General features: G+C 41.7%; 18 protein-coding genes. 11 read left to right on the top strand and 7 right to left on the bottom strand.

The window, feature by feature from the left end; all coding sequences use genetic code 11:
* Positions 1 to 178 precede the first annotated feature (178 nt).
* On the top strand, positions 179 to 583 hold the full coding sequence (locus CDC37_RS02585; RefSeq protein ID WP_096620349.1) for a thiol-disulfide oxidoreductase DCC family protein: 405 nt from the start codon (positions 179 to 181) through the stop codon (positions 581 to 583).
* Between the two features lie 10 nt (positions 584 to 593).
* Here CDC37_RS02585 and CDC37_RS02580 read toward each other — a convergent pair whose 3' ends face one another.
* The 3 genes from CDC37_RS02580 to CDC37_RS02570 all read right to left on the bottom strand — a co-directional run bounded on the left by CDC37_RS02580 (position 594) and on the right by CDC37_RS02570 (position 2,872).
* A complete protein-coding gene (locus tag CDC37_RS02580) occupies positions 594 to 812 on the bottom strand; it encodes a hypothetical protein (RefSeq protein ID WP_231943198.1) in 219 nt (72 codons plus the stop codon).
* A 1,047-nt stretch (positions 813 to 1,859) separates the two neighbouring features.
* Positions 1,860 to 2,054, bottom strand: a complete 195-nt coding sequence (locus CDC37_RS02575; protein ID WP_096620348.1) for a hypothetical protein — start codon at positions 2,052 to 2,054, stop codon at positions 1,860 to 1,862.
* Between the two features lie 236 nt (positions 2,055 to 2,290).
* Positions 2,291 to 2,872 carry a DUF3318 domain-containing protein gene (locus tag CDC37_RS02570; RefSeq protein ID WP_096620347.1) on the bottom strand — a complete coding sequence of 194 codons (582 nt, stop codon included), beginning with the start codon at positions 2,870 to 2,872 and terminating at the stop codon, positions 2,291 to 2,293.
* A gap of 48 nt (positions 2,873 to 2,920) precedes the next feature.
* On the opposite strand from CDC37_RS02570, the gene CDC37_RS02565 reads away from it, so the two are divergent.
* From CDC37_RS02565 to CDC37_RS02555, 3 genes are all read left to right on the top strand, one after another.
* Positions 2,921 to 3,178: a hypothetical protein gene (locus CDC37_RS02565; RefSeq protein WP_096620346.1), complete on the top strand. Its 258-nt coding sequence runs from the start codon at positions 2,921 to 2,923 to the stop codon at positions 3,176 to 3,178.
* A 397-nt stretch (positions 3,179 to 3,575) separates the two neighbouring features.
* Entirely contained in the window at positions 3,576 to 4,961 is a 1,386-nt protein-coding gene (gene hemN, locus CDC37_RS02560) for an oxygen-independent coproporphyrinogen III oxidase (RefSeq protein WP_096620345.1), read from the top strand.
* A gap of 113 nt (positions 4,962 to 5,074) precedes the next feature.
* Positions 5,075 to 5,671 (top strand): Uma2 family endonuclease, encoded by a 597-nt coding sequence (locus tag CDC37_RS02555; RefSeq protein ID WP_096620344.1) that lies wholly within the window; start codon positions 5,075 to 5,077, stop codon positions 5,669 to 5,671.
* Positions 5,672 to 5,786: 115 nt separating this feature from the next.
* On the opposite strand, the gene dacB is transcribed toward CDC37_RS02555, so the two are convergent.
* Entirely contained in the window at positions 5,787 to 7,253 is a 1,467-nt protein-coding gene (gene dacB / locus CDC37_RS02550; protein WP_096620343.1) for a D-alanyl-D-alanine carboxypeptidase/D-alanyl-D-alanine endopeptidase, read from the bottom strand.
* A gap of 587 nt (positions 7,254 to 7,840) precedes the next feature.
* Between dacB and bioB the strand changes: the two genes are divergently transcribed.
* The 3 genes from bioB to CDC37_RS02530 all read left to right on the top strand — a co-directional run bounded on the left by bioB (position 7,841) and on the right by CDC37_RS02530 (position 10,604).
* Complete coding sequence (gene bioB, locus CDC37_RS02540; protein ID WP_096620341.1) at positions 7,841 to 8,851, top strand: biotin synthase BioB; 1,011 nt, start codon at positions 7,841 to 7,843, stop codon at positions 8,849 to 8,851.
* A gap of 346 nt (positions 8,852 to 9,197) precedes the next feature.
* Positions 9,198 to 9,878: a hypothetical protein gene (locus tag CDC37_RS02535; protein ID WP_096620340.1), complete on the top strand. Its 681-nt coding sequence runs from the start codon at positions 9,198 to 9,200 to the stop codon at positions 9,876 to 9,878.
* A 417-nt stretch (positions 9,879 to 10,295) separates the two neighbouring features.
* On the top strand, positions 10,296 to 10,604 hold the full coding sequence (locus CDC37_RS02530) for a hypothetical protein (RefSeq protein WP_096620339.1): 309 nt from the start codon (positions 10,296 to 10,298) through the stop codon (positions 10,602 to 10,604).
* Between the two features lie 254 nt (positions 10,605 to 10,858).
* Here the strand turns inward: CDC37_RS02530 and pgmB are convergent, their stop codons facing one another.
* The 3 genes from pgmB to CDC37_RS25385 all read right to left on the bottom strand — a co-directional run bounded on the left by pgmB (position 10,859) and on the right by CDC37_RS25385 (position 17,688).
* A complete protein-coding gene (gene pgmB, locus CDC37_RS02525) occupies positions 10,859 to 13,813 on the bottom strand; it encodes a beta-phosphoglucomutase (protein WP_096620338.1) in 2,955 nt (984 codons plus the stop codon).
* Positions 13,814 to 14,218: 405 nt separating this feature from the next.
* Positions 14,219 to 16,651, bottom strand: a complete 2,433-nt coding sequence (locus tag CDC37_RS02520; RefSeq protein ID WP_096620337.1) for a sucrose synthase — start codon at positions 16,649 to 16,651, stop codon at positions 14,219 to 14,221.
* A 902-nt stretch (positions 16,652 to 17,553) separates the two neighbouring features.
* A complete protein-coding gene (locus CDC37_RS25385) occupies positions 17,554 to 17,688 on the bottom strand; it encodes a hypothetical protein (RefSeq protein ID WP_255408883.1) in 135 nt (44 codons plus the stop codon).
* Between the two features lie 187 nt (positions 17,689 to 17,875).
* Here CDC37_RS25385 and CDC37_RS02515 point away from each other — a divergent pair, with 187 nt between their 5' ends.
* From CDC37_RS02515 to CDC37_RS02505, 4 genes are all read left to right on the top strand, one after another.
* A complete protein-coding gene (locus CDC37_RS02515; protein ID WP_096620336.1) occupies positions 17,876 to 18,292 on the top strand; it encodes a DUF1824 family protein in 417 nt (138 codons plus the stop codon).
* Positions 18,293 to 18,755: 463 nt separating this feature from the next.
* Positions 18,756 to 20,672, top strand: a complete 1,917-nt coding sequence (locus tag CDC37_RS02510; RefSeq protein WP_096620335.1) for an ABC-F family ATP-binding cassette domain-containing protein — start codon at positions 18,756 to 18,758, stop codon at positions 20,670 to 20,672.
* A 35-nt stretch (positions 20,673 to 20,707) separates the two neighbouring features.
* Positions 20,708 to 20,869, top strand: coding sequence for a hypothetical protein (locus CDC37_RS24660; protein WP_172892746.1), 162 nt, complete (start codon positions 20,708 to 20,710; stop codon positions 20,867 to 20,869).
* 782 nt (positions 20,870 to 21,651) lie between these two features.
* On the top strand, positions 21,652 to 22,746 hold the full coding sequence (locus CDC37_RS02505) for a J domain-containing protein (RefSeq protein WP_096620334.1): 1,095 nt from the start codon (positions 21,652 to 21,654) through the stop codon (positions 22,744 to 22,746).
* Positions 22,747 to 22,776 lie beyond the last annotated feature (30 nt).

Here is a 22,776-nt window from a genome sequence, read left to right as displayed (position 1 = left end):
CTATTTGTTAGGGTTAGGGAGTAGGGAGTATACTATATTTAATGCTTCTCTATACCAAAGCCTGAGAGGTGTGTAGAGCAGCTCTTCTTTAATGTAAAAGCGCTTTTTTCCCTACTTCCTGTTCCCCACCCCCTACTCCCTTTCAATCCAAAATCTCAAATCTCAAATCCCAAAAAATATGAACTATTACGTTATCTACGATGGTGACTGCAATTTATGTGTCACCCTGGTGCAATTACTAGAACAAATTGACGCTGGCAAAGAATTTTCCTATGTACCCATGCAAGATACCCAAACCCTAGCACAATGGCAAATTCAACCGGAAGATTGTGAATTAGGGATGATATTAATTGATGCGAAACAAACTCAAAGACGTTGGCAAGGAAGTGATGCAGCTGAAGAAATTGGCCGCATTCTACCACTTGGAAAGTTATTTGTTGATGCTTACCGTAGTCTCCCCGGAATGAAAAATATCGGCGATCATATTTATGCTCAAGTACGTGACCACCGCTACCAATTATTTGGTCAAAGGCAAACAACTTACTTCTCTAATTTTTGTCCCCAGGGGGAATGTCAGCTTTAAACATAGATTTTTATTCATGAATAACTTGAAATTCACTTGGCTTCAAAGATAATACTAGGTTCATCTCCGTTACCAAAATTAACCAACGACTACTAGGTTTGTTGTCGGCTAAAATTTCCTGGCCACAAACCTCTCCCCGCATCCCTGCGACATATGCGGGTCGGATCACGATGACTTTATCACCTGTTTTGATGTTTCCTGAACTTTCCAAGGGTAGTGAATATGACACGAGTAATTGTAGACTTTCCATCATATAATCTTTCCTTAACCTCAGCTGCCTATTTTTCTTAAACATTTATATAGATAAAATCCTATGTTGGAGGTAGATTGACTCGAATGCTTGGCTAGGAAGGGTTTTCATGGGGTAACTCCTTGGTTTCAGGGATGGGGACAAAGGGAACTTAGTAGAAGTTTCGCACTATACTTGATTGATTACTGATTACGTGATGAATGAAAATGACGATTGCCAAAATTATTTGACAAGTTCTAATTCATTTAGCTTCAGATTTCTCACAAACCTCTAAAACCTTCAGGGTGTGAGGAGTAGGGAGCATCAACCCCTTACTCAATACCTGTTACTCACTCGTGAGAAATACAGGTAGCGTGCATGTAACAACCTGATATCTAGTATTCCCAACAAGATATGGAAAACTAGATTGACAGGGTAGAAATTTTTGGTGACTTGACCCGAATGATGGGAATTCCGTCAGTTGTTTGTCTGACAGGACTGTTTGCAGGCAATTATCATAAAAATGTATTTCAGATATCAAAGGGTGACTTATGATTTTAATCAATTTACATCCCAGTTGTGCATCATCCTTTGATTAGATTTTTGCTGTATGGGTACTTGGGTGCCGTTTCAAGTAATGTATCAAAACACTGGTGTTATGCGTGAAATTACTGTGTTAATTCGGCGATCGCCATTCATGAGCAAATAAATTTAGCACCGCGTTTCTACTGAAATCCCATCCTATACGGCAAAATCAAAAAAATCGAAGATAAAGTTACAGTAGTCTTCCTGCATTTCTCACAAGGGAGTGATAAGCCTTGAGAGTAATGGGTTAATTTTCCTACTACTCCCTACTCCCCGCTCCCTACTCAGTGAAAGCTTTAGGAGTTTGTGAGAAATCCGAGTCTTGTTTAGCTTTAACATTAAATAGGGACTTATAGTTTTATCCTGAGTATTTTAATTTTATCAATAGCCCTACTATCCAAACATGAAAAAATCCCCATATATCAAGTAAAAACAGATAAAATTGGGGATTTAGTAGATTATTTATTCAAGAGATTTTGAGTCATCGAAGTGTAAATTCACGGTCGCAATTTGTGGTTGATAGTTATCAAAATAACTAATAGGAGCAGGTTTCATTTCTCCTCTAGCATCGAGAAAAAAGACAATAATCAAATAGGCTAATGCTAGCAAAATCGAAATTGCTCCAGTCAGGATAGCGATAATTTTAGAACGGGTCATGGGATTTTAGATTTTGGATTTTGGATTTTAGATTACTGCTTTTTTGCGTTGCATAATCAAGGGATGATTTTAATCTATATGCAGAAATTTTTTTTAATTTAACAAAAGTTTCAGCCTATGCAAATTGGATTATCATCCCGCAAAGATGCAATACCGTTTTTTTAGGTGTGAACCTTCTCTGTCAGAAGTTAATCCGTACTATATGCTTCTATGGATTTGTGAAAATATGATTAACGTTAGATACTAGCAAATCCAGCTATTAGTTGTAAATTCTGGATACGGATCAGTTCTTCTACAGTAAGTTCTGTTCTGCCTTCTATTTGGGCAATTGTTTTAATTGTACTCAGTAATGCTTCGGCGGCGCTAGTTGCGGTGTATCCCTTTTGTTGGGCGATTTTAATTGCTGTTTCATCGGCGTTGATCGCATTTTGCTGGGAGTTATGGTTACGCCAAATGCGGAAGATGCTGACGGTGAGTAACCCGCAAGCGACGGTTATTCCAATTGGCTCAACTTGAGTAATTTCCACGATTGTGGTTCCGCAACCAGCAATAAATAAAACGTGATTTATACTGGGTTGAAACCATTTGATGTTGAGTAACCAGCCAACTGTACGTAGTAACAACAAATCACGTTGCGATCGCGATAATTTTTGCCACAGGTCAAAGTTAATGTATATGGGACGGGTAAAACTCCAGGGTAGGGGAAATTCTGCTGCAATCACTGATTTCTGTTCTGGTTTACTAATAATTGGTGTTAATATCCGTGCAGATGTGGGTATCAGCTCAAGTAAACGATTTATTTCGACTTTTGGCTCCATAGGTCAATTATTGTCCATAATAGGCTAGGAATCTAGGATGTTTGTGACATGGACGCATTCGCTACCCACCCCCCGGAATGGACAAATTCTGCTATTCATTCGTTTACTTTTACCTGTCCCCAATGTCATGCTAGCAGTCGCGAAGCTGTCAATGTTTGGCTGAATCGTCATTCACCTGTGATTACCTATGATTATCGCCGTAAATGGCAAGAATTTTATTACTGTCATTGTGGGTGTGCTTGGTGGGCTTGGAGTACGGATCGTCCTCCTAGTAGTTTAATTAAACCCCAGGATATTGAAGGATAGTTGGATTTTAGATTTTGGATTTTGGATTAAACAAGCGTGTAAAGAAAGGCACGTAGTAGTGCTCATAGCGCCTTTATCATAAAGCTTTTTTGGAGCTAGAGCCACAAACTAAGAACCCCTCAGAACGAATGACACAGACCACTAGCCGCTGACACCTATATGGATTTTGCGGAAACCGATTTCCGAAACTAAATAAATATAAAAATATGTAAACAGTTCTAGGGGAAATATAGCGATTAATAGTTAAATAGTTGTGATAGAAGCCTGCATGGTTGGTTAAAGAATCAATATTAAATTATTTAGTACTCTGACCAGTCAGCACAAGCAGGGTAAATACAGTATTGTTTTCTTTTGACCCAATTACCAATTATTCATTAATAAATTTGGATGTAAATCAATGGTTTCCCAACTTCCTAGTGGTGTGAAATTTGACATAGATTTAATTAAAAAATACGATACACCAACACCTCGATATACTAGTTATCCTCCAGCGACGGAATTAACAGAACAATTTACCCATGATGATTTTGCACAAGCGATCGCAGACTCAAATCATCGACAAAACCCTTTATCTTTATATTTTCATATTCCATTTTGTCAAAGTGCTTGTTACTTTTGTGGTTGCAATGTTATCGTCACCAATAGTCAAAATGTTGCCCAACCCTATGTAGAATATTTAAGTCGAGAGATTCACCAAACAAGTCAACTACTCGACACCAATAGACCTGTCACCCAATTACACTGGGGGGGAGGAACACCCAATTTTCTGACTATTAAACAAGCTGAGTTCTTATGGCAACAAATAAATCGTCATTTCCAAATTAGTCAGGATGCAGAAATTTCTCTAGAAGTCAATCCTCGCTATATCCAAAAGGATTATATTTTTGCTTTACGGGACTTAGGTTTTAATCGCATTAGTTTTGGTATTCAAGATTTTAATCCCCAAGTGCAAGCGGCTATTAATCGGGTACAACCGGAAGAAATGCTGTTTAATGTGATGGAATGGGTGCGTCAAGCTGGGTTTAATAGTGTCAATGTGGATTTAATCTATGGATTACCCTATCAAAATTTGCATAGCTTTCATCGGACAATTCAAAAGACAATTGATTTAGATCCAGATAGAATTGCTGTCTTTAATTTTGCCTACGTCCCTTGGGTAAAACCAGTGCAAAAAAATATTCCCCAAACAGCCCTTCCTAGTCCCGAAGAACGCTTAGATATCCTACAAATGACCGTGGAAGAACTTACCCAAAGTCATTATTTATTTATTGGCATGGATCACTTTGCTAAACCCACCGATGAATTAGCCCTAGCGCAACAACAAGGCACACTCAAACGTAATTTTCAGGGATATACAGCCCTGGGAAATGCCGAATTAATCGGTTTTGGTGTCACATCAGTGAGCATGTTAGAAGATGCCTATGCCCAGAATTATAAACGGCTGAAGGAATATTACCAAGCCGTAGATCAAAAAATTATTCCTACCCATAAAGGCTATGCCCTCAGCCATGATGATATGATTCGTCGAGATGTGATTATGTCGATTATGTCAGGAACATGGGTAGATAAACAGGAAATTTCTCAGCAATATCAAATTGATTTTGATGATTATTTTATTGCAGAACTGCAAGAATTAAAACATCTGCAAGCGGACGGTTTAGTGAATTTATCACCACAAAAAATCCAAGTCACCGAAATTGGTCGTTTATTAGTACGTAATATTGCTGTCATTTTTGATGCTCACAAAAAACAACGCGATCGCATTTTATCTCGCGCTATTTAAACAACCCCTTCAAAATCCTACTTGTCAACAATTTCCAGCCAATTTAAGCTACAATACACACAGAAATCAACTCCTAAACCCGCTTCTAGTTCTGGAATATACTGGAGACCCCAATGACCCCAGCAACCATCACCAAACCCAGAAAAGAACCACCCTTTCTATTTGAGGGATTGACCTGGAGAGAATTCAAAGCCGTTGAGCAACTCCTGGAAAATCCAGGATATCGGCTTTCCTTTCTAGATGGAGTTTTAGAGATTCGACAAATGCCTGGTGAACCCCACGAAATCGTCAAAAAAAGGATTGCAGCACTGGTTGAACTGTATCTACTGGTAGCAGGTTTTGATTTTACTCCCACTGGTTCAGTAACCCTGGAAAGCGAATCGGGTTCTGTCAAACGAGAAGCCGATGAATCCTACAAACTTGCTCCCGGTCGAGTGCGTCCAGATTTAGCGATTGAAATTATCTTTAGCAGTGGTGGGATCAACAAGTTAGAGTCCTATAAACGCCTAAAAATTAAGGAAGTTTGGTTCTGGGAAGATGGGGTACTAGCAGTTTATCACCTACGCGGTGAAGGAAATAACCTCAGTTACGAAAAAGTTTCCAGTAGTGAAGAAGTTGAAGGAATTGATTTAGATTTATTATCCCGTTGCATCAATATGCTCAACCACGTAGATGCAATTAAAACCTTTCAAAAAGCACTGCAAAAATAACTACAAAAACAACGATTTGAGATTTTGGATTACTTCGGGTTTGCTGAATGAAGGTATAACGCAATCTGTGACTCAGCAAACCCAACTTAAACCATTAACTTATTTCTCCTGTCTCCTAACATCTTTGCAACTGCGCTAACAATACAACCACTTCATCGATTGCTTGACGAATATTACGGATGGAATCTTCGCTTTGATTAACAATAATACTAAACACCAATGGTTCGTATCCGGGGGGATTAATATGACCAGCTAAAGCCACCACTCCCGTCATTGTTCCCGTTTTGGCTTGGACGATACCTGCTGCGGGGGTATTGCGAAAACGGTTGCGCAGAGTACCCGTTTGTCCCGCAATTGGTAGGGAAGCGCGAAACTCGGTTTTATAATTAGTTTTGTCTACGGCTTTGAGTAGCTGTACCAAGGCTTGGGGACTAATGAGATTTTTCCGAGATAAACCGGAACCATCGATAATTTTATAACTTGCGGGATCAACACCCAAAGAAGTGAGGGTTTGACGCAGAACATTTAAACCGATACTGACACTGGTTTGATTCGGTTGACGGGTTTGTCGAAATGCTAATCCCCTCAATAAGGCTTCTGCATAGGAATTATCGCTATCGATGTTAGTTTTAGCTACTAATTGGGAAAGGGGTGGTGATTGGACTGCGGCAATTTCTTGACTACCAGTTCCTGTCCCCACACTAGTTTCCCCTAAACGAATATTTTCCCTTAGTAAAGCAATCCGGAAACGTCGCAAGAAGAAATAACTGGGGTCAACCACGGGTAAAGTAACTTTAACCGGATTGGCATTTACGGGTAATTGTCCTCGAATGCGTAACACATTTCCCGATAAATCGCGAGTCACATTTACCCCGGAGGATTGATTAGCTGCAACCGTAGTCGATTGGTTGACAATTCGCCACAAACGGGTTTCGTAGATATCATCCCAAGTCACCCTTAAGGGTTGAGCGATCGCAACTGGTGCTAAATTAATTGTAAATGTGTTTTGATTAACAATAAAACTACCCACCGGTGCGCCATAGTCGGCTTGAATATCTTCCCATTGCCAACTTGACTCTACCACATCTCCCTCAACGAAACTATCATCGGCAATAATTTTACTAATGTTGGTAATGCCTTGCTGACGCAATTGCTGGGCTAAACGAGCCAACTGAGCATCATCCAAACTGGGATCACCCCGACCAATCACCCGCAAAGTATTATTTGCTTCCCGCACCACGGAAGTCCGAAATTGGAAATTACTTCCTAATTGTTGCATCGCCGCAGCAGTCGTCAACAGTTTAGTCACCGATGCGGGGGTAAACATTTTTTGCCCATTTTGGCTATAGAGGGTTTGTCCAGATGCTAGGGGTTCAATAATTATCCCCCAATGCGATCGCACTAAATTCGGTTTGTTGATAATTTGATTGATTTTCCCCGTTAACTGTGCCGGACAAACTTGAGTTGTGGTGGGTGGAGTGGGATTGGGAACCGGAGTTTGCCCTAACACCATTAAAGGTTGCAGTCCCAGAGATGTCCCTAAGATAACTGGTAAAAATCGACAGGAAAGGTATTTTGACATGTTCAATATTCGATTTTAGATTAGAACTGTTTGCTGTTTGAAGTTAATCTACTACAACACCGTGTAAATAAAACTACTATTTGCGATCGCATTAAAATCAAGTATAAAAATAGGAAGTATGAAATCTTGACAAAACAAAACAGAAATTTTCTGGACTATCGCCCTGGACTGGCCAAAAACTTGATACCCTAGACTAAACATACATAGCAAAACTAATCTCCTATCCTGTACTTTCAGCGAGGGAGCCATAAATCTAGTACCACACGGTGTCAATACACCTGCCATCCTCTCTAGCTCCCATGCTGCGTGTGGGAGTTCAAGGGTGTGAGGTTCTTAACTCGTGAATGAAGGCGGTAGCCTTCACGCACTGGATGACTACGCAAAGCATAGTCACCAGATAAATGGTCTGGATATTTCCGCCAACTTGTACTAGAGTAACCAATTGGGGTTGGTTTCCCCAATACTCCCCACTCCCTAATCCCTACTCCCTGTAAACTTTAGGGACGTGTGAGAAATCCAGGGTATGTTGATCAAGATTTTGCTACATAATTCGCATCAGCACAATTTTTCGTGACAAGGAAGGGAACGTGGGAATTCGCTACGATTGGCAAGAAGCAGAAATCCAAGATATCTACAATAGACCGTTTCTGGAATTAATTTACCAAGCTGCAACCGTACATCGTCAATATCATAATTCGCAAGAAATTCAAGTTTGTAAATTAATCTCCATTAAAACCGGTGCGTGTCCGGAGGATTGCGGATATTGTGCCCAATCATCACGCTACAAAACAGAGGTGAAACCCCAAGCCTTGATGGACAAGGAAACCGTCGTGAATATTGCCAAACAAGCCCAAGCTAACGGTGTCAGTCGGGTGTGTATGGGTGCTGCTTGGCGAGAAGTTAAAGATAATCAGCAATTTGACCAAGTGTTAGAAATGGTACGCGAGGTCACGGATATGGGGATGGAGGTTTGCTGTACCCTAGGTATGCTGACGGAAAATCAAGCCCAACGTTTAGCAGAAGCAGGTTTATATGCCTATAATCATAACTTGGATACATCCCGTGAATACTACAGCACAATTATTTCCACCCGTACCTACGATGACCGCTTAAATACAATTGAAAATGTCCGCCAAACCAATGTCACCGTTTGTTCTGGGGGAATTTTAGGATTAGGGGAAAGCGTCACAGACCGGATTTCCATGTTACATACCCTCGCTCATCTCCAACCCCATCCCGAATCCGTACCCATCAATATCCTATCTCAAGTTCCCGGTACACCCCTAGCCAATAATCCCGATGTCCCCATTTGGGATGTGGTACGAATGATTGCGACAGCAAGAATTATTATGCCCACATCCGATGTCCGTTTGAGTGCTGGTAGAGCTAGACTTTCCCCAGTGGAACAGGCTTTATGTTTTATGGCGGGAGCAAATTCGATTTTTTCCAGCGATGACGGTAAAATGCTAACGGTGACAACCCCCTGTCCGGGATATGATACTGACCACGAAATGTTAAATTTACTCGGCTTAACGATGCGTCCTCCCTTTGTCGGTCAGCAAAAGCGACAGGAAAGTTGTGAATTATGTAGGGAATAGGGAGTAGGAAAAACTACATTAATTTCACGCAGGGGTGAGAAGGTGGGTTTTTGGATAGATATCTGTGAATAAGTAGTCATCATGAACTGCGTACACCAGGACGTATGAAAGTGATTTTTCTCCCACTCCCGACTCACTACTCCCGTACAGACGCGATATATCGCGTCTCTCCCTAACACATGACACAAATAGAGAAAAATAGAGAAGATTTCATGAAATGATCCGGTTTGCGGACATAGCCCCAGGAAAAACAGGTTAACTTATATACTATGCTCCAATAATAAATCATTAGTTTGAACAAGGGATGTCATAGATAATCCATTCAGACCTGGGTGAAACGCGATCAATGGAAAATAATAAAGAAATTTTCGACTACTGGCACAAACGGGTAAAATTAAAACAGCACCGATTGATCGGTGCGGCAGAACATGTCACCACCTATCAACTACGTCACGAATGCACTAACTATGATGATTTACGTTGTTGTGCAGAAGTGATGGCTTTACCAGAGGCAGAAAGAGCTAAAATTATAGCTATTATTAAATATGAGTGTACTTCTCGTGTCCTCCAAGCGCGAACCGGTTTTCTGCGGGAAAAAGCCGAAGAATATCAAAATATTTTTCAAGAACTAACCGCAGAGCGATCGCGACTACACAGATTGTTTAAAATTCTTCAGGAGAAGCTATTTGGTAAAGACAATGAAATTAAACAGTTAGAAGCAAAAGTTGCAGCTTTAGAAGTCCAAAATCAAGCATTACAAGCTAAACTAGAGGCTAGTCATGCCTATACAGAACTACTCCAAGAATTTGAACAGCTAAAGAAACAATTTGAGCAAACCCAAAAAGCTAGAGAAAAATTAGCGAAGAATAACCAAAGTTTAGGAGGGAGGGTTGCTCATACCCTCAGATTCCAACAGGAACGAGACCAAGCTCGTCAACAAGTTAAAGAATTACTACAAGAAAATAAAGCTTTGAAAGTAGAGATTGATAAGTATAGAAAAATCTTAAAAATTCATCCTCATGTCTAAAACAGGAATTTACCTGTGGTGTTGCAATGACCTAAAAATACTGGGTGATAATCGACTGCAAATGTAGGGTTCAAAATTACGGGAAAAAAGGCTTATTGTTTTGATAAATTTATCTGGGTGCATGATTTGTTCATCGGTACACAGCCGCATACTGTTACATGTCATGGTTTGCAATTATATTTGAAATTCATGAAAATGGTTCACAAGATTTATTTCCAGATTTGAATATATACAACACTGTAGGAGTCGTACTTGAATCTTGATCAATATTCAGCCAGACTCAATGTCGCTTCTATCACCTGTTCCCTAGCTCAAAAAAATATATAAATCTTTTCAAATTAATCAGGATAATGAGATGAAGCTACAACAGTTAAAAAAAAAGCATTCGAGTTAGCCCAAGTCACAACAACTCGGGAATTGAAGGGTAAATATACCGAGTTGCAGTTCAGTGATTTTCGTTATAAACTCACTTGGGAAAAGGCAATTAATATTATTCAATTGAAACAACAGCCTTTCGATGAATATCAAGGGATTTTTGCCGAAATAGAAGCCAGTTTTCAGCAGTTAGATCAAAAGCTTGCTGAAGGGAAGCATTTGGTAGAGGGAATTAACTTGATTGCGGATGACCTAGAACAGTTAACCCATGAACTAGAAGGGGAAGCTAGTAATTTGGAAATTGAAGTTCAATTGGCTAGTGAACACAGACAACAAGGGGAATTAAATTAACCTTCTTGAGTTGCAGTTATGTCGCTGACCCTACAATTTAGTACAAAAAAGAATCCCCATTTAGAATCTATCTGGGAAGTTTTGGCGGAAGAATAAATCTCCCCGAAGTTTACCGGAAAGCGCAAAGTCTGTGGGGGGATACTCCCCCCGTAGAACTTTGTAAGGAGAAAATCTTCCCGGTAACTTCTCTTCCCTGACTTTCCGTAAAATCCAAAATCTAAATTTAGGGTATTATTTGTACCCTCCCCCTGTATTTACCTCACATTTCTCACTGGTTGCACACCCTGAATTCGAGCTTGTATATCTTGCCACGTTACCGAAGCCAAACTCGGTAAAACTACGTGGGCATGTCCTACCCGCTCCTGGGGACCTAAGCCAATGGCACACATTCCCGCAGCTAAAGCCGCATCAATTCCGGCACTGGCATCTTCCACTACCACGCACTGATTCGGTGTCAGTTGCATTTCGCGGGCAGCGTATAAAAACAAATCAGGGGCAGGCTTGGGATTCACCACACTATAGCCGTCGGCTACCACGTCAATTTTGTCGGCGATTCCCAACTTTTCCAGGACAGGACGGGCATTCTTACTGGCGGAACCAAGCGCGATTTTTATACCAGCACTACGCAATTCATCTAGTAATTCCCCCGCACCAGGTAGTAAATCCGCTGGAGTAATATTCTCAATCGACTCCACATAGTAGTTATTTTTACGTGTCATCATGATTTCTAGTTCCTCCTCGCTGTATTTGCGATCGCCGATAATCCGTAGCAGGGAAGCACGACGAGAAACCCCCCGTAATTCTTCGTTGATGGTGCGGTCAAAGGGTATGCCTTCTTCGTCGGCGAGGCGTTGCCAAGCGCGGTAATGGTATTCGGCGGTATCCGTAAGTACGCCATCCAGGTCAAATATAAAACCTGCAATATCTGTATTTTTTACCATGGGTGTGGGCTGAGGGGTATGGAATTCGGTTACTTGGGCGGAGCTTTGGGTAATATCAATTTCGTGCCATTTTCCACACCAATGGATTTTGAATTGTAGTCGGTTCCAGGTGGGGGGTAGTTGGGGTTTGGCGATGGGGCCGGAGTTGCTAAATTGGACACCACCAAAGCCAAATACAACCGCTTGCCAAATTCCGCCGGCACTGGCTCCGTGGATACCTTCATGGGCATTTCTACGGGTATCCTCGATATCGACTAGGGCTGCTTGGATAAAGTTGTGGTAGGCTTGTTCCGATTGATTGAGGTCGGCGGCAAGAATGGCGTGAATCGCCGGTCCCAGGGAGGAGCCGTAGGTAATATCGGTGCGGGGAGCATAGTATTCCCAGTTGACCCGGAGGTTTTCGGGTGTATAGGGAAATTCCTGGGATTGGCGCATTAAATATAACAGCATTAACACATCCGGTTGTTTGAGGACTTGGTAATGATTCGCACCTTCAATTCCCAGGATGGTTTGCATGGATTTGTGACGGGGTTCGTAGGATTGTAAATCGATGTCCTTGAGTTGGAAAAAGCCGTCGTGTTGTTCGATTAAGCCGGTGTGGGCATCGTAATTAATGGTAATATTGTCGATGATGTCTTGCCAACGGTTACGGCGAGCAACGGTGATTTGCAACTTCGTATCTAGTTCCCCCGCCTTTTGGGGATAGGCTCCCCGCAGCCAATCGTGAACCCGTAGGGCTTTTTCCAGATGCCACTGCACCATCCGATTGGTAAAAGTGTTATTATTGCAGTTTTCGTGGTATTCATCAGCACCAATCACACCCTTGATTTCATACTTTTCATTTTTGGTGTTGTATTCTACCCGACTACCCCAAAACACCGCCGTATCGAGGATAATTTCCGCTCCACAATCGCGCATCCATTCATCGTCCCCCGTTGCTTGCCAATAGCTCCATACTGCATAGGCCACATCGGCACTAATATGAATCTCGCGATCGCGACACCAAATGCGAATATCTTCACCATAGGGGTCGTTGGGGGGCAACCACCGAGGTGTAATTTCATCCCCCGTATCACCACTTTCCCAGGCATACATTGCTCCTTTGTAGCCGTAGTGGGCGGCTTTCCGCCGTGCCCCATCTAAGGTTTTATACCGATAGGTGAGTAAATTTTTCGCTAGTTCTGGTTGGGTAAAAATAAAAAAGGGCAAGATAAAAATTTCTGTATCCCAAAATACATGTCCTCGATAACCAAATCCACTGAGGGTTTTGGCGGCGATGCTCACCCGGTCATCGTCGTGGGGTGCAGCAATTAATAGTTGGAAGAGGTTGTAACGGACGGCTAAGGCTGCGCGGGTTTCACCTTCAATGGCGACATCACTGTATTGCCAAATCCGATTCCAAGCTCGGATATGGGCTGTTTTCAAATGGTAGTAGCTAGGTAATACCGCCAATTTACCCTGGGCTGATTTTAAGGGTTTTTCCCCATAGCGGGATGTGGAAAATGTGACTAATTTTTCGACAGTCACCCGTTGTCCTGGGGTGACAGAGAAACTGGCGATTTGGGTGGGATAGCCGGGGGGATTAGCTACGGTGATGGTTGCTCCCGTACCCACGACGTGAAGACGACTAGCCATACCTAATTCAATGCGGGAACTGCGGGTACGTAGGTGTAGCCAAATTTCGCTAGTTGTAGCCGATTGATCCAATAATTCCCAGTGATTGTAGCCTTGGTTTTCCGGATAGCCATTGAGACTAGCTTGTACCTCAATTTTGCCGCTAAAATCCACCGCAGCGATCGCGCATTGGATGGCGAGGACACGGGTATCAGCACGACTAGCAAAGCGTTCAAATTCCAAATCGATTGTTTTGCCACTGGGACTACGCCAACGCATTTTCCGTCGCAACAAAGCCCGTCGTAAATCTAGTAACCGTTCATATTCGAGGATTTCTCCCCGGTCAAGGCGAAACCGTTCGCGAGTCACCTCACCGGGAGCATCACCGGTAATAATGGTGATTTCTAAAGGCAACCAATCTGGACAATTGGCCAATTCTGTGTAGACAATGGGTACATCATCGAAAACACCATGTATTAAGGTTGCTTGGTTTGAACGGGGATAACCTTCCTCAAAACCACCTCGCGTTCCCAAGTACCCATTACCGATAGTAAAGGTGGTTTCCCGGTGATGGATTTGCTTGGGGTCAAACCGCGTTTCAATCAAATTCCAGTCAGTATAAACAAAATCTCCGTGCTTCCAAGTCATATCCATCAGTTTCGCTTCTCCCAACTTCCATAGAACCAGTTACAAGTAAACAGTAATTATTTAATTAGGGAATGGGGAATGGGCAATAGGGAATAGGTGGTAAACAGTTGACGTTGCTGAATATGAATATGAATAAATTGAAAATTTGATGTTGTGTCGAGACGTAGCAGCGCTATATCTCCGGGATAGATTGGGAATTCATACCTAAATTTAGCAACGCCACGCAGTTTATTCCTCTGCGAGTTCTTCCCTTCTCTGCTGAGGGAGTGGGGACACAATTAGCAAAACTCTTGTTTCTTGTTCTGTGCTACTAGCCAAGTCTCCCATGTCGTCACGGCAAAGCCAAACATCAAAATCACCCATTCCTACTCCCTACTCTCCACTCCCTATGTATCCAGCCATGAAAAATACCTATTCCACATGGGTAGTTTTCGTGGTTTGAATCATTGCCGCGCGAGGTTTATAAACAAAATGATACAAAGTATCCAGATACCGCCATAAACCTTGTCTTGCACCTTGAGCATAGCCTTGAGCGGTTTCTCGCTTGACAAAATCCCAGAAGCGATAAATTTTCGCCAGCAGAGATAATTGTTTTGTATGTACTTCCCAGGAATAATGCGATCGCACTCTCTCAATTTGATGATTTGATATTTTTAACCAGTATTCGGGGTTGGTATCACAATCATCTAAAAATTGGCGAATTTTTGCGGCAGTACCCTCCAGGTCAGTCGGGTTGAGATGGAAATTTTCATCATCAATTACCTCGGATGCACCACCAAACTTTGTCGCAAAGGTTGGTAAACCAGAAATCATCGCTTCGATTAAAGTGCGTCCAAAGGCTTCAAAGCGAGCAAAATGGACAAACACACCCTCCCTATCTGCAATGATGCGATATGCCTCGCCAAGTTCCATTGTCGGAATCCGCATTCCTACCCAACGGATACTATTTTCTAAATCATAGCGGTCGATAATTTCATGTAGTTTCGCAATTTCTCCTGCTTCTTCTGGGTGGGTAGCTTGTTCCGGGTGTAACTTACTAGTTAATAAAATTAAATTACACCGAGCTTGTAATTCCGGACTTTGCCCAAAACATTCTGCTAACCCAGTTAAATTTTTAATGGTATTTATGGGTGCTACAGCTAATAATGGACGTTTTTCCGGATTAGTCAAGTGACCACGAATACTGCTGTCGGTACTGGTAAATAACATTTCTCGTACCCTGTCCCGTAATTCTAAATCCCGTTCCGGTGACGAATAGGGGAAAAAGGCCGTTTCATTAATACCTGGTGGTACATAATTAAATTTGGGATGGAATAAATCAATCCCATCTACCACATGGTACAACTGGGGCATGGTAAAACATTGGTAGGATTCGTATTGACCAATGGTGTCGGGAGTACCGACAATTTCCTGGTAGGAAGAAGTAATAATAAAATCTGCCCCATTCATACCAATTAAATCGGCTGTAAACTGGGCGGAAAAGTGATATTGCTCCTCCAAGTCTTGCCAATAGAGATTACTAAATAAATACTTCGGCTTTTCCAGGGAATGGGCAATCTGACAATGGAGGGTTTTTAACCGCTTACTCAATAGATAGGCAACCAAATTCCCATCACTGTAATTACCAACAATTAAATCCGGTTTACCCCGTAACTGAGCAAGGATTTCCCGTTCCGCTTCCAGGGCAAAATTTTCCAAATAGGGCCAAATTTCAAACTTCGACACCCAATCCTGGACTATTTGCCCCTGTTGATCCACAAATGGTACCCGGAGAATCCAACCATTTTCCGTACCCTGTAGCTTTTCTAACCGTAAACCACAGGCAGTACCTTCACAATTGGGAATTAACCGGGTGAGAATCACCACTTGGGGATGGATATCCAAACTATCCAAACCAGCCAATTTTACTTCTTCCCGTAATTTTGCCTCCAAAGCTCGTGCTTGTTCTAACACATACATTACCTGTCCTGCTGTTTCCGGTCTACCTAATACCCCCGATTGACCGACCCAACCATGAACAGAAACCAGAACCACCCGAAAAATTGCCGGAACACGAGCGACAAAAGCCTCCAATACGGCAGATTCTGCCGATTCCATCAACCGATTAAATAATTCTAAAGTTTCCCTGACCCTTCCTGCCGTATTTCCCCAACCCGGTTCCAGACCCAGGGACTGTAAATCAAAGCGGAAATTGGCAAACGGTTCATTATCTGGGCGATCGCGCAGATAATTAATCGCCTGAGTTACTTGTTCGGAAAACTCCCGACCGGAACGAATGCGATCGCCGATTAAAAGTTGGACACCGTTATAGCGAATCCGATGGAAAACTTTATATAACAATTCCAGCCAATATTCTGGATTACTCGCCATTTCATCACAGAGATGATGGTTGAGAAAAGCTAATCCCTGGCCAATTTTGCGCGGATCATCCAAATGGGGATCACCCTCATAAAACGGACGGAAATTCACCTCCAATAACTGGGGTTGGTAACGATTCACCAAGCGATCGCGTACATCCAACAAGTCTTGAGCGCTCATCTGCTCAAAACAGGTCATCTCATTTGCCAGCAGCCAAACCTCCTGATAGGCTATCCGGGGACGCACCACAAACCAGACATTCTCCTCCTCCAGAATAATTTCATGGGTATAGTGGATCAAAGTACCTAAAGCCGATGCATGGAAAAAATACGCGGGCTTTTCTGAACTACGACAATATTCCCCAAATGCCTGCAAAATCTCATTTCGCAGTAAATAGGGCTGCTGTAAACGACGAAAAACCGAAACGAGTTGGCGCAAAGCCACCTTTTCATCGCTATTTAACAACGCTTGAACCAAGTCATGCATGGGCTTACACTCCCCAACATTAAGAACAACTGTGGACAACTTGGGCATTCCCTCACAGCCCAGTGGGTTCATAACACATACGTTAGCGTAGAATCCTCTCCTTGACCGTCAAGAAGGGTAAACAAAAGTTGGGGGAGTAGAGAGAGAAGCGATATATCGCGTCTGTACGGGAGTAGGGAATGAGCTATGTTCTTGTTTGGTTGTGTCCAAACGACATGTAAACCCGTAGCCACTTGCCATCGGGTGTCACCTTGATGTACTCAGCCAAAATCACACTACAAAACATACCCCTTTAGGGTATTGCTTTTAGTTAAGGGTTTGTTCCAGGATGAAATATATAGTAGGTAATACCGTTTTACTTACAGATTGATGTGTTGCTGCAAACAGGGTAAATACAGGGAAATAACAGTATCAAGTTTTCGGGAAATGGTATAAACCGTGTATTCTACAGAATCAAAAAAAATGGTTGGGATGGGAAAAAATCACAGAAGTTATCTTGGTGTTGTTTGTGATCAGGTCTAAGGATTATCATCTCGATGTTAACTCCTATTTTCACCCTAACCCCCACGTCCGTTTGACATCAGCACATCTGTAGTGACTTCATAGCGCTTTGCCAATTCTTTTGAATTGCTCGCTGTGATTTCTCATTCCCTCGCAAGTAGATGTTACGGAATAATTATTATATAGTAATAAATGCTTATTTATTGCTGGTAAATATCCTCAGTTACAAAAAAATCAGCGATCGCAGGGAAATTATTCGGGAATTTTTTCCGAGAATCCCCCCTTGGCTCAAGTAGTTTAAATCAAACCATTCATGATTATTTAATTAACTCAACTTTTTCCATTTCTACCATCCTGTAGGATATATCAGAGGAGTCGCCCTATCAACTAATTTCCGGTTATTATGGGTTTTGGTCAACCAACCCTACCCATATACTCCGATCGCAAACGCCAACCCAACCCAAATCGCCCAGACATGAAACACCCAAACCATCAATTAAGTCCAGAAGTACACCCTTAACAAATTGTGATGTCATGATGTTTTCCCCAACCACCAATTTGCCAGTAATGTCCCATACCCAGCAATCTCAACAATCCGTGTAATCTAGACTTAATCTAGTTATTGAGGTCTTTTGAATTTTACTTTTTTCGATCCAACCTGGAATCGTCGAGTGTACGTCAATAGTTCCACCTAGCCCACCCTCAGTCAAAAACACGCAGATTATGTCCAGCCAAAATCAGCGCCATCTCAGCTATCAAGACGCAAGAAAAATCCTGAATAAATTTAACTGCGTCGATATTGCCCCAGCAATTAAAAATTCTGATAAACCCCTAATCCGTCAGTCACTAATCCTCATGACACGACTCTCGGATTACTTGATTCTGGGTATTTGTGCTGATACCGCAGAGGAGGGATTACTGGCGATGAAAACCTATTCCCTAGCTCTAGGATACGAACCTCCCAGCAATCTACCAATGATGGAAGGTCCGGTATACATCAAACTGAACGGTAAAAACGGTCTCTGCTACATCGATTCCTACTCCGGACATCATCGCGGTGTGTTAATTTCCTGTCAGTCTAATTCCCAAAATGGAATCAACGAAATGTATGGTCATCTACCACTAGACCTATTTGTCTAAGTATGGGTAAGTGGAGGCATATTCACTGCGTCCCGGTTCCAACCCAAAGTTTGTTAGTTTGTCAAATTGGTGTCAATCAAAACACCCCGTCTCCGAGGAAGGGATGTAGAGACGTTCCAGCGCAGCGTCTCTATTCCTAAATCCTCCTTCTTGGGACTTACATCCCATTCATTTCCCACAAACTCCGGAAACTTGCTTCCTAATTAGGAACAAGTTCAAATCAACCGCGATCGCCAAAAAACTAGGTTAAACTCAAACACATACCCCCATTGGTTATTTCCTGTCAATGCATCAATCTAAAATCCAAAATCCAAAATCCTTTACCCTCCAATCTGTTCGCAAAATTAGGAACAAGTTCAAATCAACCGCGATCGCCAAAAAACTAGGTTAAACTCAAACACATACCCCCCATTGGTTATTTCCTGTCAATGCATCAATCCAAAATCCAAAATCCTTTCATCCCATGAGTCTGATAACCCTCCAATCTGTTCGCAAAGACTTTGGCATCAAGGAAATTCTACGTGATGCCAGCTTTAGTATTGATGCTGTTGATAAAGTGGGATTAATTGGTACAAATGGCTCTGGGAAGTCCACTTTGCTGAAAATAATTGCCGGGATCGAACCCATTGATGGCGGGGAAATTATTGTTAATAGTGGTGCAAATATCGTTTATCTACCCCAGCAACCCGATGTTAACCCAGAAAATACCGTTCTGGAACAGATTTTTGCGGACGCGGGTGAGCGGATGAATTTAGTGCGGGAATATGAAGAGGTTTCCCAACAATTAGCCCATGAACCTGATAATAGCCAATTATTAGGACGTTTATCATCCCTGACGCAACAAATGGATGGGAATAATGCTTGGGATTTGGAAACCAATGCGAAAATGATTTTGTCAAAGTTGGGAATTACTGATTTCCATGCCCCAGTTGGTAGTCTTTCTGGTGGTTATCGCAAGCGAATTGCTCTGGCTTCTGCCCTACTACATGAGCCAGATTTACTCTTAATGGATGAGCCAACCAACCATTTAGACGCAAATTCAGTGGAATGGCTGCAAAGTTACCTAAATCACCGTTACCGGGGAGCTTTATTTGTAGTCACCCACGACCGCTATTTTCTCGATCAAGTCACAAATCGCATTATCGAAATTGATCGGGCTGATATTTTTAATTACTCAGGTAATTACTCCTACTATCTAGAAAAGAAAGCCCAAGCCGAGGAATCCGCAGCCAGTAGCCAACAAAAATTTCAAGGTGTATTACGGCGAGAGTTAGAATGGCTCAAGCGTGGACCAAAAGCCCGGAGTACTAAACAGAAAGCCCGGATTGAACGCATTCGGGCAATGCAGGAAACAGAATTTAAACAAAGTCTGGGTAAAGTAGAAATTTCGGCAGTAAGTCGGCGTTTAGGAAAAAAAGTCATTGCCCTGGAAAATATCACCAAAGCCTATAACCAGCGAGTTTTAATCAAAGACTTTACCTACGAATTTAGTCCCGAAGACCGCATTGGAATTATTGGTGGTAATGGGGCTGGTAAATCAACTTTAATGAATATTATTACTGGGAAAATTCCCCCAGATACCGGAAATGTAGAAATTGGTGCAACCGTCCATATCGGCTATTTTGACCAACACTCCGATGATTTAATCGCTGCTAGTCACGACAATCAACGGGTAATTGATTACATCAAAGCCGAAGGGGAATTCGTCCAAATCGCCGATGGGACAAAAATTACCGCTTCCCAAATGTTGGAAAGATTTTTATTTCCTCCCAATCAACAATATGCACCGATTAGTAAACTCTCCGGTGGGGAAAAACGCCGACTATTTTTATTACGTGTGTTGATGGGTGCGCCGAATGTACTCATTCTGGATGAACCGACCAATGACTTGGATGTGCAAACCTTGGCGGTATTGGAAGAATATTTAGAGGATTTTCGTGGTTGTGTCATTGTCGTCTCCCACGATCGCTATTTTCTAGACCGAGTGGTTGATAGTATATTCGCCCTAGAATCCGATGGCAATATCCGTCAATATCCCGGTAATTATTCAATTTATTTAGACTATAAACAAGCTGAGGAACGGGAACAAGAAACAACTACAGCCAAGACCCAGACACAAGCGCAAGAATCAAAACTCAACAGCGAACCCAAGAAGAAAAAACGCTTATCGAACTGGGAACAAAGAGAATTTGCCCAACTCGAACAAAAAATCGCCCAATTAGAAACGGAAAAAGCCGAGATTGAACATGCGATCACTCAATTACCTGGCGAAAAGTACACCCAAATCCAACAAATGTATGAACACATCGAAAATCTGAAAATCGCCATCGAAAAAGCCACCGAAAGATGGATGGAATTAGCTGAAATCGATTCTATGTAAACATCTTTTCCGGAAATTTATCCCTACCACCGCTTATGAATCAAGAAAATCAAACCCAAACAAATCAACCACCTACTTCCCCAAACACCAACAACCAGGAAGCGCCACGGGAAGAAATACTATGTCACCACTGTTTACGTACCGCAACTAATGGCATCAAATGCAAAGGAATATGTGTCGCTGATAGTGATTATTAATTGATGCGTTAATACTACATAGCTCTGGCAGTAATATACACTATAGTACATATATTTTGTCAAGATGTCAATTATCAGTCTTGAAAGGATGATGATTGCGTCAGAGAATTGAGAATAGAGTCAATAATCTTGAGAATAGAGCCATTTTTTTGTCAATAAGTTGCGAAGCCGGGGAAAAGCACTATTTTTGATTTTCACAGATTTAAATAACTAATCAATCACAGGAGGAATTTATCAGATTAATTTCTGAGACTTTTCCCAGGAAATGCAGCAAATGCGATGAAGTCAGATGTGTTACAGATAATGACTATTAAATAAATCTATATGAAATTGTTTCTTAAAAATTTAAAAAGCTCTGGCAACAATCTACACTATAGTACATATATTTTGTCAAGATGTCAATTATTTTTGTCAAGATGTCAATTATCAGTCTTGAAAGGATGATGATTGCGTCAGGGAATTGAGAATAGAGTCAATAATCTTGAGAATAGAGCCATTTTTTTTGTCAATAAGTTGCGAAGCCGGGGAAAAGCACTATTTTTGATTTTCACAGATTTAAATAACTAATCAATCACAGGAGGAAATCATCAGATTAATTTCTGAGGCTTTTCCCAGGAAATGGATCAGAATGCATAAATAGGGAAATTATGGATAGATTACGGTGAAAAATTGATAATAATTTATATGATGAAAAATCAACTGGATTGAGGGAAAAACCGATATCATAATTATGGCTAACACTTTGATACCAACCCTAACACCCTCAAACACTAAAATTTCCCATGCCTAGACGCGTCCCATCTCCAGCGCAGAAAAAGACTTCTCAGGCAACAGCTGCAACCCTAGCATTGTCTTCTCTCCACATTGAACTAGAAAACCTCGAAAAAGAGCATCAATCACTTTTGAAGCAAATCAAACGTAAACGCACCGAGTTAAGCAACTTTGTCGAACAGATGCGTAGCGTCGCCACGAAAATTTTCCATCAAGCGAGTCCGATTGTGAAAAAAATGTCGGACATCGATCAAGAGATTCACCAGCTATTTCAAGAAATCCTTAGCAACCGGAAATTAGGCAAACAAACTCGTAGAGGAATCGAATCAGTTTACCGGAATTTACAATCGGCGGGAATAGTTAGTCCCAAGGGTGAATTTGATGAGGATGATGACGAAGAATTAGATGAAATGTTTGCAGAACGGGAACATGAAAAATTCGACCAGGAATTTGATGACGAATTTCGAGAGCAATTTCGTCAATTTCGCGAGAAAATGGGACAATCCCCAGAAGTAGAGGGAGAATCTGCACCTCGTAGTAGTGAATCGAAACAAATTCGCTCTTATTTTTTACGATTAGCAGAAATTTTCCACCCGGATAAAGTCACCGATGCTGAAACTCAAATGCGGCATACGGAAATTATGAAGGAAATTAACCGTGCTTATCAGGAAGGTGATTTAGCCAAGTTGTTGGAGATTGAAAAACAACATGAAGCGGGTGAGTTGATTGATAGTAATAGCGAAGATGATTTAAGCCGTGCCTGTAAGCGGTTAAAGGTGCAAAATCAACTACTTAAAAAGCAATATGAGGAATTAAAGCGCGAATTACGGTTAGTGAAAAATACCCCTGAAGGGGCAATGGTTGCTGATTATCGCAAAGCCACTAAGCAGGGGATTGATGTTGTGCAGATGATGTTAGGTCAAATAGAGCAGCAGGTGAACATAATTGCTGAAATTCGTGATTTTGTCAAAGATTTTCATGATAAAAAAATCACAGTTAAGCAATTTTTAGCAGGACCAAGAGTTTTACAATCAATGCAAGAGGAAATGATGGAAGAATTATTGGAACAAATGCTAGAAGAACTAGGTGGTAGAATTGTATTTTAAACCTATATAGGTAGTGGTTAGCTATTTAAA

The sequence above is a fragment of the Calothrix sp. NIES-3974 genome (assembly GCF_002368395.1).
In the GTDB taxonomy this organism is placed as follows: Bacteria; Cyanobacteriota; Cyanobacteriia; order Cyanobacteriales; family Nostocaceae; genus NIES-3974.
This window is presented reverse-complemented; position numbering and strand designations above follow the sequence as displayed.

Coding starts and splice junctions, on each gene's coding strand:
- CDC37_RS02585 (WP_096620349.1), top strand. CDS start 179: ATGAACTATTACGTTATCTACGATGGTGACTGCAATTTATGTGTCACC.
- CDC37_RS02575 (WP_096620348.1), bottom strand. CDS start 2,054: ATGACCCGTTCTAAAATTATCGCTATCCTGACTGGAGCAATTTCGATT.
- CDC37_RS02570 (WP_096620347.1), bottom strand. CDS start 2,872: ATGGAGCCAAAAGTCGAAATAAATCGTTTACTTGAGCTGATACCCACA.
- CDC37_RS02565 (WP_096620346.1), top strand. CDS start 2,921: ATGGACGCATTCGCTACCCACCCCCCGGAATGGACAAATTCTGCTATT.
- hemN (WP_096620345.1), top strand. CDS start 3,576: ATGGTTTCCCAACTTCCTAGTGGTGTGAAATTTGACATAGATTTAATT.
- CDC37_RS02555 (WP_096620344.1), top strand. CDS start 5,075: ATGACCCCAGCAACCATCACCAAACCCAGAAAAGAACCACCCTTTCTA.
- dacB (WP_096620343.1), bottom strand. CDS start 7,253: ATGTCAAAATACCTTTCCTGTCGATTTTTACCAGTTATCTTAGGGACA.
- CDC37_RS02535 (WP_096620340.1), top strand. CDS start 9,198: ATGGAAAATAATAAAGAAATTTTCGACTACTGGCACAAACGGGTAAAA.
- pgmB (WP_096620338.1), bottom strand. CDS start 13,813: ATGGATATGACTTGGAAGCACGGAGATTTTGTTTATACTGACTGGAAT.
- CDC37_RS02520 (WP_096620337.1), bottom strand. CDS start 16,651: ATGCATGACTTGGTTCAAGCGTTGTTAAATAGCGATGAAAAGGTGGCT.
- CDC37_RS25385 (WP_255408883.1), bottom strand. CDS start 17,688: ATGACATCACAATTTGTTAAGGGTGTACTTCTGGACTTAATTGATGGT.
- CDC37_RS02515 (WP_096620336.1), top strand. CDS start 17,876: ATGTCCAGCCAAAATCAGCGCCATCTCAGCTATCAAGACGCAAGAAAA.
- CDC37_RS02510 (WP_096620335.1), top strand. CDS start 18,756: ATGAGTCTGATAACCCTCCAATCTGTTCGCAAAGACTTTGGCATCAAG.
- CDC37_RS24660 (WP_172892746.1), top strand. CDS start 20,708: ATGAATCAAGAAAATCAAACCCAAACAAATCAACCACCTACTTCCCCA.
- CDC37_RS02505 (WP_096620334.1), top strand. CDS start 21,652: ATGCCTAGACGCGTCCCATCTCCAGCGCAGAAAAAGACTTCTCAGGCA.